11 protein-coding genes are annotated in these 12,525 nt (G+C 70.5%); 7 read left to right on the top strand and 4 right to left on the bottom strand.

Going from position 1 to position 12,525, the window contains the following annotated elements; genetic code table 11:
• The first annotated feature begins 2 nt into the window (after positions 1-2).
• Positions 3-1,121: a hypothetical protein gene (locus HOV77_RS08705; protein WP_290860066.1), complete on the top strand. Its 1,119-nt coding sequence runs from the start codon at positions 3-5 to the stop codon at positions 1,119-1,121.
• Between the two features lie 18 nt (positions 1,122-1,139).
• Here HOV77_RS08705 and HOV77_RS08700 read toward each other — a convergent pair whose 3' ends face one another.
• The 3 genes from HOV77_RS08700 to HOV77_RS08690 form a co-directional block, all read right to left on the bottom strand.
• The gene (locus HOV77_RS08700) at positions 1,140-1,928 is read right to left on the bottom strand and encodes an HAD-IB family hydrolase (RefSeq protein WP_290860064.1); all 789 of its coding nucleotides are present in this window, start codon (positions 1,926-1,928) and stop codon (positions 1,140-1,142) included.
• A 124-nt stretch (positions 1,929-2,052) separates the two neighbouring features.
• Entirely contained in the window at positions 2,053-3,093 is a 1,041-nt protein-coding gene (locus HOV77_RS08695; protein ID WP_290860062.1) for a DUF5667 domain-containing protein, read from the bottom strand.
• Between the two features lie 145 nt (positions 3,094-3,238).
• Positions 3,239-4,204 (bottom strand): ECF subfamily RNA polymerase sigma factor, BldN family, encoded by a 966-nt coding sequence (locus HOV77_RS08690; protein ID WP_290860060.1) that lies wholly within the window; start codon positions 4,202-4,204, stop codon positions 3,239-3,241.
• A gap of 477 nt (positions 4,205-4,681) precedes the next feature.
• Between HOV77_RS08690 and HOV77_RS08685 the strand changes: the two genes are divergently transcribed.
• Positions 4,682-6,328: an AMP-binding protein gene (locus tag HOV77_RS08685; protein WP_290860058.1), complete on the top strand. Its 1,647-nt coding sequence runs from the start codon at positions 4,682-4,684 to the stop codon at positions 6,326-6,328.
• Complete coding sequence (locus HOV77_RS08680) at positions 6,321-6,560, top strand: glutaredoxin family protein (RefSeq protein WP_290860056.1); 240 nt, start codon at positions 6,321-6,323, stop codon at positions 6,558-6,560. Before HOV77_RS08685 ends, HOV77_RS08680 begins: the two co-directional genes overlap by 8 nt.
• Positions 6,561-6,693: 133 nt before the next feature.
• On the opposite strand, the gene HOV77_RS08675 is transcribed toward HOV77_RS08680, so the two are convergent.
• Entirely contained in the window at positions 6,694-7,335 is a 642-nt protein-coding gene (locus tag HOV77_RS08675; protein ID WP_290860584.1) for an HAD hydrolase-like protein, read from the bottom strand.
• Between the two features lie 395 nt (positions 7,336-7,730).
• On the opposite strand from HOV77_RS08675, the gene HOV77_RS08670 reads away from it, so the two are divergent.
• The 4 genes from HOV77_RS08670 to HOV77_RS08655 are packed head-to-tail and all read left to right on the top strand — an operon-like array spanning position 7,731 to position 12,464.
• Entirely contained in the window at positions 7,731-8,537 is an 807-nt protein-coding gene (locus HOV77_RS08670) for a redox-sensing transcriptional repressor Rex (protein ID WP_290860054.1), read from the top strand.
• Positions 8,534-9,943 (top strand): glutamyl-tRNA reductase, encoded by a 1,410-nt coding sequence (locus HOV77_RS08665; protein WP_290860051.1) that lies wholly within the window; start codon positions 8,534-8,536, stop codon positions 9,941-9,943. The genes HOV77_RS08670 and HOV77_RS08665 overlap by 4 nt, the downstream gene beginning before the upstream one ends.
• On the top strand, positions 9,940-10,887 hold the full coding sequence (gene hemC / locus HOV77_RS08660; protein WP_290860049.1) for a hydroxymethylbilane synthase: 948 nt from the start codon (positions 9,940-9,942) through the stop codon (positions 10,885-10,887). The genes HOV77_RS08665 and hemC overlap by 4 nt, the downstream gene beginning before the upstream one ends.
• The gene (locus HOV77_RS08655; RefSeq protein WP_290860047.1) at positions 10,884-12,464 is read left to right on the top strand and encodes a uroporphyrinogen-III synthase; all 1,581 of its coding nucleotides are present in this window, start codon (positions 10,884-10,886) and stop codon (positions 12,462-12,464) included. Before hemC ends, HOV77_RS08655 begins: the two co-directional genes overlap by 4 nt.
• Positions 12,465-12,525 lie beyond the last annotated feature (61 nt).

Genomic DNA, 12,525 nt, shown 5'->3' with positions numbered 1-12,525 from the left:
TTGTGGAAGTGCCTCCCGGTCTGCACAGACACCGGTCGACGCTGCGGATCGGCGGCGTCGCCGCGCTGGTCGTGGCACTGGCGGCTTCGGTCCGGCTGCTGACCCTCCCGGCTCCGCATCCACCGGGGACGGACTGGACGCTGAAGGAGGCCTATCCGTCGGCCGCCGTCGTGGACGTTCCCGGCTATGTCGAGGGCGATTGGGCGTACCAGCCGATGTTGTTTCTGGACGGGCAGACGTCGCTGGGCACGGCGACACCGTCCACCGGCGGCTCGACGGCGTTGGTGATCCTCGGCCCGGAAGGCACTCTCCGCACGGTACGCACGCTGGGCGCGGAGGAGGCTCCCCAGTTCGGCGGCTTCACCACGGGCGACGATCGGATCGCCTGGCTGGAGCAGACGGCCGGCGACGACGGACAGGGCGACGCCGCCATCTGGATCGCCGGCCGGGACGGCTCGGACGCCCGCGTCCTGACCCGGGATCTCGGCGACTTCGCGTTCTTCAACTCGCAGTACGACCTGCTCATCCGCGACAGCCGGGTGTACTGGGTGGCGGCGGCCCCCGGCGACGGGCTGAGCTCGGAGATCCGCTCGATCTCGGTGACCGGCGGCACCGTCTCGGTGCGCCGGATCGACGGCGGCTGGCAGGCGGTCGGCGGCGACTGGCTCGTCACCGCGATGACCGCCGGTGGGGGTGCGACCGCCCTGGTCAACTGGAAGACCGGTCGGCGTACGCCCATTCCGAACCAGCAGTCGGAGCTGGTCAGCTGCAGTTCGGCACTGTGCCGCGTACTAGTGCTGGGCGGTGACGGCGGCGCGACCCGGATCGACGTCATGCGTACCGACGGCAGTCAGCGGCATCGGGCGGCGTCCGGCTCGGTGACCGCGGCCCTGGTGGACGTCGGACTGCTCGACCGCTGGGAGGTCTACTCCCGGCAGGGCTCGGGCGCCTCCGCCCTCGCCCGCCAGCAGGTCCTGCTGTACGACGTCCGTGAGCGCCGGACGATCAACCTGTCCGACGGAGCCGGGCAGATCATGGGCCGGAACGGGTTCGTCTGGTGGGGCTCCGGGATGGGCGACGACGTCACCTGGCACGTGCTGGATCTGCACACCCTGCGCTGATCGCCGGGTTCGGGCAGGTCAGTCGCGGCGAGCGCGGATCGCCAGTCCTGCCACGACCGCACCGGCGAGCACCCCGGCCGCCAGCGTCGCCGGGACCGCCACCTTCGCCGCCTTGCGGCCGGTCCGGAAATCGCGGATCTGCCACGAGCGTGCGCGAGCGTGGCGGCGCAACGCGCTGTCCGGGTTGACCGCGGTCGGGTGCCCGACCGCGCTGAGCATCGGCAGATCGTTCACCGAGTCCGAGTACGCATAACAGTCGGCGAGGTCGAAGCCCTCGGCGGCGGCCAGCGCTTCGACCGCTGTCTCCTTCGCCGGGCCGTGCAGCATCTCGCCGACCAGCCGTCCGGTGTAGACGCCGTCGCGGATCTCCGCCACCGTCCCGAGCGCGCCGGTCAGGCCCAGCCGCCGGGCGATCACCTCCCCGAGCTCGACCGGGGCGGCGGTGACCAGCCAGACCCGGTCGCCGTCGGTGATGTGCTGCTCGGCGATGGCCCGGGTGCCGGCCCAGATCCGTTCGGCCATCAGCTCGTCGAAGATCTCTTCGCTGAGCCGTTTGACGTCCTCGACCCGCCAGCCCTCGATGAAGGCGAGCGCCGCCTGGCGCGCCTCGGCGATGTCTCCGGCGTGCTCGGCCGCGAGCAGGCGGAACTTGACCTGGCTCCAGCCGAACCGGAGCAGGTCGGTCGTCGTGAAGTACTTCCGGGCCGCCAGGCCACGGGCGAAGTAGTAGAGCGAAGCGCCCTGCATGAGGGTGTTGTCCAGATCGAAGAAGGCAGCCGCCTTGATGCGCTCGTGGGGCTCCGTCACGACCGCTTCGCCTCCTGATTGTGGCAACACGACTTCGAGCGTAGCGGGTGGATGCGATCGGGGGCGTCACCCTGCGGTGACGCCCCCGTGGCGTGCGGTTTAACCGCTGACGCTCGTTCGGTGATCAGTTACCGAGCAGATCACCCAGGATGCGGCCGAGTTCGCCGAGCAGTCCCTCGTCACCCTCGGTGCTCGCCGACGGCTTCGGCGTGGCGGAGGAGGACGGAGCGATCTGGGCCGGCGTCGTCGCCTCGCCGCTGACCCCCGCGCTCGGCGCCGTTGCCGGACGCGGGGTGATCGTCGAGGTGCCTCGCGGAATGCTCGTCTCCGGCTGCTGACCGGCCGGCGTCGGGCACGGCGCCGCTGCCGGACCGAGTCCGTCCGCCGTCGCGGTGCCCGCCCCACAGGCGAGGGCGGCGCGCAGCGAGTGCGAGCGGTCGGAGATCGCGTCGAGCAGTGCCTTCGAAGCCTCCGCCCGCTGCCGAGACGGCCCGTCCACCAGGGCGGTGAGCTGACCCATCAGCGACTTCTGGTCGGTCACGAACCGGTCGACCATGTCGAGGGCGGCCGCGCCGCTCTGTCCCATGGCCGAAGTGGTCAGCAGGCGTACGCCCTCGACCGTGTCCTTGTCCATGTCGCCCAGGGCGGACGTGAAGCCGGTGCCGTCCGACCGGACCGCGCTGGCTTCGCCCAACCGCGTACGGGCGAACTCCAGGTAGAGCTGCCCACGGGACAGGTCTGAGCTGGCGAGCGCCAGCTGAGCCCGTTCCGTCGATCGCTTGACCTGGTAGAGCGCGTCGCCCGGATTGGCATCGCCGCTGGCCATGGAGATGCCGGAGACGGCCAGCGTGCCGGTCGCCACGCCCGCGATGATCGCGATACGCGTACGCGACCGGGCGGGCTTCACCAGGATCGGTTCCGGCTCGGTCGCGGTGACGCCGATGCCCTCCCGTTCGGCGGTGGCCATCAATTGTGCTCGCAGACTGCTTCGGAAGTCCGGCGTCGGCCCCGGCACGTGTGTGCCCCGGAGCTGGTCGCCGAGCGTCACGAACTCCGCGAGCTGGGTGTCGAGACGGGCGTGGGAATGGTGGCGTCGGCCGCCGTTGGCCTCGTCCAGGAGTCGGGCGAAGCGCTCGGCGCGCCGCCGGTCGAAGACTGTGTTCATAGCGGGCACCCCCCTTCGCTGGTCGCGGCGGACTGCCGGAGTGTGTTCACGGACTCCGGTCGTACTCGGTCAAACGGCCGCAGGGGGTCTCGGGTTACGGAGAGCCGGGGCGTGACTCGGCTCACTGCGGGGGCGGTGAGCGGGGTCACGGCTGGAAGCCCTCCGGAAGCAGTCGGGCGAGTGCGCGGACGGCTCGGTACTGCAGCGCCTTGATGGCGCCCTCGTTCTTGCCCATCGCCTGCGCGGTCTCCGCCACGGAGAAACCCTGGAGGAAGCGCAGCACGATGCATTCCTGCTGCTCCGGGTTCAGCTGCTTGACGGCGGTCAGCAGGGCGACGTTGGTGATGTGGTCGACGACGGCGGCCTCCGGGCTGCCCTCGGGACCCCGGTCCTCGCGGTCGGCGTCGAGGACGTCGCCGGTGGTCACCTCGAGGCGGTACCGCCCGGATTTGAAATGGTCGGCGACCAGGTTGCGGGCGATGGTCACCAGCCACGCGCCCAGGTCGCGGCCCTGCCAGGTGAAGCTGCCGATGCGCTTGAGCGCGCGCAGGAAGGTGTCGCTGGTCAGATCCTCGGCCAGCGGCCGGTTGCCCACGCGGAAGTAGATGAACCGGAAGACGGTGTCGACGTACCGGTCGTAGATCAGGCCGAACGCCTCGGCCTCGCCCGCCTGGGCCCGCTCGACGAGCGCCCACACCTCGGCGGCGGCGTCGGACGGATCCGGCCGGCTCGGGTACGCCGGCTGCCCGCCACCGGGCGGGTCGACGCGCTGGGTGTCCTCCTCGGGGAGGACCGGGAGCAGCGTGGTCTCCGAGTCGGGCACGGTGACCGTCCCGCCTTGGGCGGGGGCGACCGGCCGCCCGTTGACCCGGCCGCCGATCGGCTTCGTGGCGGGGGTCTTCGCGGCCGGGTTGTGGTGGCCGCTGTCGTTGCCGGTCTTGGTCCGGGTACGCGCCCGGACGGTGGCGCCCTCGCCGCGCGAGGTGACGCTCAGTAGCGGATTCAGGAGAAGTTCGTTGAGTGAAGTGCGAAGGGCGTCCAAACCCTCGGTGAGCGCCTGCCGTGCGGCGAACACTTCCGGGCTCACGCCGTAGTACGCACTGCTTGTCATGCCGTCACCTCCGAGCGCCCGAATGCGGAGCCGCAGGGGCAGGCGGCGGCAAACGGGGCATCTCTCACCATAAGCCGACAAACACCCACTAAGCACGGGTGCGGTGCAAGAACGGGCACAGCGGCCTCCTCTGGTTGAGGGGTGTCGGATCATGCCAAAACGGGTGAGCCGACCCTCGGAATGATAGGGCCAAACCCACCCTGGTGTGCGTGTTCACGAAAACTGTCCGGCCATCGGGGGGAGTATTTCCGCTGCTTTCACACGGACGTCGCACATCGTGTGCGGCTTTACTTCGTCAATCACACGGCGTGTCGTCGCGAACACGCCGTAGTCACGTTCCCACCTACTCAGGAGCTGCAAGAACCTTCGGATAACCGCAGATCGGGGCGTCTGATAGGCCCGGCGTTTCACCCCGCCGGGTGACCCCACAGTGACGAGAGGGAGATCCGATCTCTACAACGAACGAGATTCACGGGGGTGCCGCGAATTTTCGTCGTGTGGAAGACTCCGGTCGTGCTGGATGCGATCGCCGCCGATGTCGCCGAGTACGCCACCCTCGCGGGCTATGTCCAGCGCGCCGCGCGCCGGCACCCGGACCGGCCGGCGTTGCGGCACAACGGACGCACCCTGACCTGGTCCGAATTGGATTCGCAAGTGGACTCGGTAGCGGGCGGGCTGCGCAATCTCGGCGCGCCGGACAGCGACGGCCGCCCCGCGCGGGTCGCCATCGCCCTGCCGAACATCCCCGAATTCGCGGTGTCCTTCTTCGGTGCCATGCGCGCGGGTCTCGTCGCCGTCCCGGTCAATCCCGGCTACACGCCGCGTGAACTCCGCCATGTGCTGGCCGACTCCGGCGCCAGTGTCCTCATCGCGACGGACGCGGTCGCCGCGGCCGTCGCCGGCATCGGGAGCGAGCTCGGGTCGCTGCGCTGGGCGTACACCTGTAGTGGAAATGAAGACGCGGGCCGTGCCTTGGCTAGGGCGCTCGCGCGCGACGCGGCCCCGAACCCGCGCCTCCCCGCGGCGAGTGACCTCGCGGTGCTGCTTTACACCTCCGGCACCGAGGGCGCGCCGAAGGGCGCGATGCTGACCCACCGTGCGCTGATCGCCAACCATGTGCAGCTAGCGGCGGTCGAGCCGGCCATCATGGACGGCTCAGACGTGGCCCTGCTCGGCCTGCCGATGTTCCACGCATATGGGCTGAACTCGGGGCTCGGCGCGGTGGCCTACCACGGGGCCTGCGGCGTGCTCACGGACCGGTTCGACGCCGAGGAGTCGCTGCGGTTGATCGCGGAGGCGGGCGTGAGCGTCGTGGTCGGCGTGCCGTCGATGTACACGTTGTGGGCGGCCAGCTTGACCTCGGCCGCGCCGATGTCGTCGATCCGCATCGCCGTCTGCGGCGCCGCGCCGCTCGAGACCGTCACCGCCCGCAAGTTCGCGGCCATCACCGGCGTCGACGTGCACATCGGCTATGGCCTCACCGAGACCGCGCCGGTCGTCAGCTCGACCCTGGCCGCGCCCACGCTCAAAACCGGCTCGATCGGGCGGCCGCTGCCCGGGATCGAAGTGCGGCTCGTCTCGTCTACCGGCGACGACGTCTGGTACGCGGGCAGCCCGTCCGAGGACGAGGAAGTGGCGGGGCTGGAACACGAGTCGCCGGACAGCCCGGGCAGCGACCCCGGGGAGATCGTCGTGCGCGGCGACAACCTGTTCTCCGGCTATTGGCCCGACGGCCGGGGCGGTCCTGGTGAGGACGGCTGGTGGGCCACCGGCGACGTGGCGTACGCCGACGGCGACGGCGACCTGTTCCTGGTGGACCGCATCGGCGAGCTGATCATCGTCAACGGCTTCAACGTCTACCCGTACGAGGTCGAACTGGTGCTCGGCATGCACCCGGGCGTCGCCGAATCCGCCGTGCTCGGCGCACCCGACCCGGTACGCGGCCAGACCGTCCGAGCGTTCGTCGTACGCGCTGCGGGCAGCACGGTCGACGAGGCGGAGCTGGCCCGCCACTGCGAACGCAACCTCGCCCGGTTCAAGTGCCCGACGCAGATCTCGTTCGTCCCGGAACTGCCGCACTCGGCGATCGGCAAGGTGCGGAAAGTAGTCTTGCGGGATGTCTGACCAGCCCCGCGTCACCCTGTACACCCGGCCCGGCTGTCACCTGTGCGCCGACGCCGTGGCGGAGCTTCGCTCGCTCTCGGTGGACTTCGCCGAGGTGGACATCACCGGCGATCGGGAGCTGGAAGCCGAGTACGGCGACCGGATTCCGGTGATCATGCTGGACGGCAAGGAACACGGGTACTGGCGGGTCGAGGGCGACCGGTTGCTCCGCGCCCTCGCCATCCCCGCCTGACCCGCCCCGCTCGCGCCCTCTCCGCGCGATCATGAACTAACGGGCGTGATCGACCGGCGCGTCGTGTCCACAGCGCCCTGATCAACTCCGCGAGAGCATGATCAACGCAGCGCGCGGCGACCTCAGCGCGGGGCTAGCGGGAGGCGAGCGAGATCGCCTCGACCAGCGACCCGGCGACCGGTACGCCGACTTCCCGCAGCTTGACGGGGTCGGTGAAGCCGCCGCCGTAGAGCACGCACCGGGCCCCGACCGAGGCGGCCGCGTGCGCGTCGTCCACCGAGTCGCCGATGAGCACCGTCTCGGTGCCCTCGATGCCCAGCGCCTCCAGGTGGGCGGCGAGGTGACCGGCCTTGAATCCGCCGCCGATCGGGTCACGGAGGCCGTCGATCCGGGCGAAGTGCGACGTCAGGCCGAAACGGTCGACGGTCGGCACCAGTTCGTGGTGGAACCACATGCTCAGCAGGGACTGCGTACCGGCCCAAGTGGCGATCGCGTCACGGGCGTCGGCGGCGAGCTCGACCTGGAGGAGTCCGGTTCGGTACTCGTTGTGGAAGATCGTGTCCATCCGGCTGAACTCGTCGGGCTCGACGGGCCGGCCCAGCAGGGAGCCGTAGTAGTCGATGATCGGGCGGCGGAAGTCGCGCCGGTGCTCGTCTGCGGTGACCGGCTGTCCGCCTGAGGAGGCCAGCGCCACGTTGGTGGCCGCGACGACCAGGCCCAAGTCGTTGAGGAGAGTGCCGTTCCAGTCCCAGACGAGGTGTTTCACGTCGCACAGCGTAGTGGGGAACGGGGTACCGGAACCCTTCGCCGAACGCGACTTTCGTCACTGCGCGTGACATCGAGAGGATGCAGCACCGCAGGATGGAGGGGCGGCGCGGCGCGGGCTGAAATATCCCTGCTTGCGAAATAATCGCAATTGCAGCGCCCACCTGCCGCATGCGCGATCTCGAGAATGGAGGGCATGTGTGCCGCGGGGGCATCTCTCGGGATCATCCATGTCGCGGGTGGGCGCTGGCTGCGTCGCCATACCCGAGCGATCTATCAAGATCGCGATTTGTGCACGTCTTCACAAGCGCCTACTCTGTTACCGCGACGGGCCCCGATAGCACAGCCGGTCGGCGTGCGTGTGGTGGGGTCAAGCGAATGCAAGCCGAGTCGGCACGGAGTCACATGAGCCAGCAGCGTTCCGGTGGAGAAGCCGGACTGAGTACCCGTAACGGTGCGGGTCCGGACTTTCCGGATCTGCCGGACGCTACGGTCGCTCGGCTGCCGGAGTACCTGCGGTCTTTGCACCAAATGCTGGAGAGCGGGCAGGACACGACCTCCAGCGAGGGCCTTGCTGCGGCGGCCGGTGTGAACTCGGCCAAGCTGCGCAAAGACCTGTCGCATCTGGGGTCCTACGGCACCCGGGGCGTCGGCTACGACATCGCCCGGCTCGTCGAGCAGATCGAGCATGTGCTCGGCCTCACGATCCACCGGGGCGTGGCCCTGGTCGGTCTCGGTAACCTCGGGCACGCCCTCGCCGGGTACGCCGGATTCGCCAGCCGGGGATTCGAGATAGTCGCCCTGTTCGACGCCGATCCCGCCCGCATCGGAGAGCTGGTGCACGGGCTTGCCGTCCGGCATATCGATCAGCTCGCCGACACGGTGGCGCAGGAGCGGATCGCGATCGGCGTGATCGCCACCCCGGCACGCGCCGCGCAGGGCGTCGCGGACCAGCTTGTGGCGGCCGGAGTCACCAGCATCCTGAACTTCGCCCCGTGTGTGCTCTCCGTACCGGAGGGCGTCGACGTACGCAAGGTCGACCTCGCGGTCGAGCTGCAGATCCTGTCGTTCCATGAGCACCGCAAGGCCAACGGGAACGAGCACCGCAAGGCCAACGGCAACGGAATCGCGAACCGCAAGGGCAACGGCACCGGTCACGCCGCCGGCGTTGCGCGCGGATCCGCGGTCCGACCTGGGGAGGTGCCAGCGTGAACCTGATCGTCGTCGGAGCGTCCTACCGCAGTGCCAGCGTGCCGCTGCTGGAGCGGCTGAGCGTACCGCCCGCCGAGCAGCACCGGCTGCTGCGCGGGCTGGTCGGCGGCCCGCACGTCGCCGAGGTCGCCCTCGTCTCGACGTGCAACCGCGTCGAGGTGTACGCGGCTGTACCCGCGTTCCACCCCGGTCTGAGCCAGGTCGTCGCCGCGCTGGCCGAACAGTCCGGAGTGAGCGCGGACGAACTGGCCGGAAGTCTCTACGTCCACCACGGTGCCGACGCGGTCTCGCACGTCTACCGCGTAGCCGCCGGACTGGACTCCATGGTCGTCGGCGAAGCCCAGATCCTCGGTCAGCTGCGCGACGCGTACGCCGCCGCGACCGAGTCCGAGACGGTCGGCCGCCTCCTGCACGAACTGCTGCAGCAGGCGCTGCGCGTCGGCAAGCGGGCCCACGCCGAGACCGGCATCGACCAGGCTCCCCGCAGCATGGTGACGGCAGCGCTGGCCCAGGCCGGGCGGCTCGCCGGAGCCCGTGCGCTCGTCATCGGGGCCGGAGCCATGGGTTCGCTCGCCGTGTCGGCCCTGACCCGAGCCGCGGTGGATCAGGTCACGATCGTCAACCGGGGCTCCGATCGCGCCGAGCGCCTCGCCGAGCTGTACGCCGTCACGGCCGCCCCGTTCGACCAGCTGCCCAAGCTGCTGGCCGAGGCGGACGTCGTGGTGACCGCGACCGCCTCGATCGGGCACGTCCTGACGGCCGCCATGGTCGCCGAGTCGGGTGGCCGCCCGGTCATCATCGACCTCGCCGTACCGAGAGACGTCGAACCGGCCGTCAAGCAGTTGCCCGGCGTGACGGTGATCGACATCGAGCACCTCGCCGAGGCGGGCGGGGCGCACGGGCACGCGTCGCACATCGTCGACGAGGCGGAGACCATCGTCGCCGCCGAGGTCGAGGCGTTCCTGACCTGGCTGCGCGGCTCGCAGGTGGCCCCGACGGTGGCCGCCCTCCGGGCGCGCGCGGACGAGCTCGTCGAGGCCGAGATGGGTCGGCTGGCGCGGCGCTCCGACCTGACCGCGGATCAGCGGGCCGAGGTCGCCCACGCCATGCACCGCATCGTCCAGCGGCTGCTGCACGAGCCGACCGTCCGCGTACGGCAGCTTGCGGCCGGGCCCGGCGGTGAGGCGTACCCGAAGTTGTTGCGTGACCTGTTCGGCCTGTCGGTGCCGGCCGGTGGCCTGGGGGAGCCGGAGGCCGGGCCGAGCGGCGCGGTCATGCCCAAGGGCGAGAACGTCGCGGTGATCTTCGAGGCCGTGCCGCCAGGGGACCGCGGGCCGGAAGATCCCGCGAGTCGCGCCCCGGAAGAGCTGGGAACAGCGAAGCTGGAAGAGGATGGTGCGCCGTGAAGCTTCGTCTCGGGACGAGGGGTTCCGCACTGGCCCTGGCCCAGTCGCAGATGGTCGCCGACGCGGTGACCGCGGCGACCGGCCACACGGTGGAGCTCGTCGAGATCGTCACGCCGGGGGATCGCTCGGCCGCGCCGGTGCAGCGCCTCGGCGTGGGGGTCTTCGTCTCCGCGCTGCGCGACGCCCTCCAGGCGAAGGAGATCGACTTCGCCGTCCACTCGTACAAGGACTTGCCGACCGCGCCGGTCGACGACCTGATCATCGCGGCTGTGCCGGAGCGGGCCGACCCACGGGACGTGCTCGTCGCCCGGGACGGCCTGACCCTGGCCGAACTGCCGCCGAGCTCGCTCGTCGGCACCGGCGCGCTGCGGCGGATCGCCCAGCTCCAGGCGCTGGGGCTCGGCTTGCGTACGACGCCGATCCGGGGCAACGTGGATTCCCGGCTGCGTCGGGTCGCCTCGGGCGAACTGGACGCGATTGTGCTGGCCAAGGCCGGTCTCGATCGGCTGGGCCGGTCCGCCGAGGCGACCGAGGCGCTCGACCCGATGCTCATGCTGCCCGCCCCCGCTCAGGGCGCGCTGGCGGTGGAGTGCCGGGCCGACGACACCGACCTGGTGGCGGCGCTCAGTGCGCTCGACCACCCGGCCACGCGGGCGGCTGTGGCCGCCGAGCGCGGCCTGCTCGCTCAACTCGAGGCCGGTTGCTCCGCGCCGATCGCCGGGTTGGCCGAGATAAGTGAAGAAGAGATCTACCTGCGCGGCGCGGTCTTCAGTGAAGACGGCCGTCACGCCATCCGGCTGTCGCGCACGGGCACCTTCGCCGACGCCGAGCAAATCGGCCGGCTTCTCGCCGCGGACCTGCTCGCGGCGGGCGCAGATCGTCTCTTCGCCTTCGACGGCGGAAAGACGGATGAGAATGATGCTGTACCTGGGAGTGCACAATGACCCGCACCCGTAAGCCGGCCGGCCACATCGCGTTCGTCGGAGCCGGTCCGGGCGATCCCGGCCTGGTCACCCGCCGGGCCTACGACGCCTTGGCCGACGCCGATCACGTCGTCTACGACCGTGGCGTACCCGAAACGCTCCTCACCGCACTGCGGGAGGTAGTACCGCCTGAGGCCGAATGGTCTCCGGCCGAAGGCGCTTCCGGCGACGTCGCGAAGGTGCTGCTCAACGAGGCCAAGTCCGGCCGCAACGCGGTCCACCTCGTCTCCGGCGACCCGTTCGGCCACGAGTCCGTGGTCCGCGAGGTCCAAGCGGTGGCGCGGACCGCCGTCCGCTTCGCCGTGGTGCCGGGGGTCAGCCAGGCCGCGGGCGTCGCGACCTACGCGGGGGTCCCGCTCGCCGGGGTGCGCACGGTCGCGGACATCGAAGACATCGCCGAGGTTGATTTCCCGGCCTTGGCGGCGGGCCTGCGCCGTGGGTCGATCGCGCTCAGCGTCGACGCCGGCGATCTGGCATCGGTACGCGATGGGCTGCTGGCGAGTGGCGTAGAGGGGTCGACGCCGGTGGCCATCACCGGCGACGGCACCGGGGAGACGCAGTACACGACGGTGTCGACCGTCGACAGCTTCGTCGCCGCCGCCCTCGGCTTCAGCGGCCGCGCGGTGCTCTCCGTCGGCACCGGCGTACAGCTGCGAGACAAGCTCGGCTGGTGGGAGAACCGCCCGCTCTACGGGTGGCGCGTACTCGTGCCGCGTACGAAGGAGCAGGCCGGCGCGATGAGTGAACGGCTGCGGGCGTACGGGGCGATCCCGTGCGAGGTGCCGACCATCGCGGTCGAACCGCCGCGTACGCCGGCCCAGATGGAACGCGCCATCAAGGGCCTCGTCGACGGCCGGTACGCCTGGACCATCTTCACCAGCGTGAACGCCGTAAAGGCAGTCTGGGAGAAGTTCGCCGAGCACGGGCTCGACGCGCGCCACTTCGGCGGCGTGAAGATCGCCTGCATCGGCGAGGCCACCGCTGAGGCGGTCCGGTCCTTCGGCATCCAGCCGGAGCTGATCCCGGGCACCGAACAGACCTCGGAAGGCCTGCTCGCCGAGTTCGCCCCGCACGACGAGATGCTCGACCCGGTCGGGCGCATCCTCCTGCCGCGGGCGGACATCGCGACGGAGACCCTGGTCGCCGGGCTGACGGAAATGGGCTGGGAGGTCGACGACGTGACGGCGTACCGGACCGTCCGGGCCGCCCCGCCGCCGGAGGAGATCCGCAACGCGATCAAGCAGGGCGGGTTCGACGCGGTCCTGTTCACCTCGTCGTCCACCGTCCGGAACCTGGTCGGCATCGCAGGCAAGCCCCACCAGCGGACGGTCGTCGCGGTCATCGGGCCGAAGACGCACGACACGGCGATCGAGTTCGGTCTCCGGGTCGACGTCCAGCCCGAGCACGCCTCGGTTCCCGACCTGGTCGAGGCACTGGCGTCGTACGCGGTCGAGCTGCGTGAGAAGTTGGCGACTATGCCGCCGAAGAGTCGGCGTGGGTCCAAAGTTCAGGGTCCGACGGCGTTGCGCTTTAGGTAGGGAGCCACTTGGGTGAGTCGCTCCGGGCGGTCAGGCTTGATCCCTCCGCGACTCACCCAAG

This window comes from Hamadaea sp., assembly GCF_013362815.1.
Classification (GTDB): Bacteria; Actinomycetota; Actinomycetes; order Mycobacteriales; family Micromonosporaceae; genus Hamadaea.
Note: the sequence above shows the minus strand (reverse complement) of the source record. Positions and strands in the feature narration are given on the sequence as shown.

Excerpts from the sequence above, each read along its gene's own strand:
- HOV77_RS08670 (WP_290860054.1), top strand. The coding sequence starts at position 7,731 with ATGAGCCAGCAGCGTTCCGGTGGAGAAGCCGGACTGAGTACCCGTAAC.
- HOV77_RS08680 (WP_290860056.1), top strand. The coding sequence starts at position 6,321 with ATGTCTGACCAGCCCCGCGTCACCCTGTACACCCGGCCCGGCTGTCAC.
- HOV77_RS08695 (WP_290860062.1), bottom strand. The coding sequence starts at position 3,093 with ATGAACACAGTCTTCGACCGGCGGCGCGCCGAGCGCTTCGCCCGACTC.
- HOV77_RS08655 (WP_290860047.1), top strand. The coding sequence starts at position 10,884 with ATGACCCGCACCCGTAAGCCGGCCGGCCACATCGCGTTCGTCGGAGCC.
- HOV77_RS08690 (WP_290860060.1), bottom strand. The coding sequence starts at position 4,204 with ATGACAAGCAGTGCGTACTACGGCGTGAGCCCGGAAGTGTTCGCCGCA.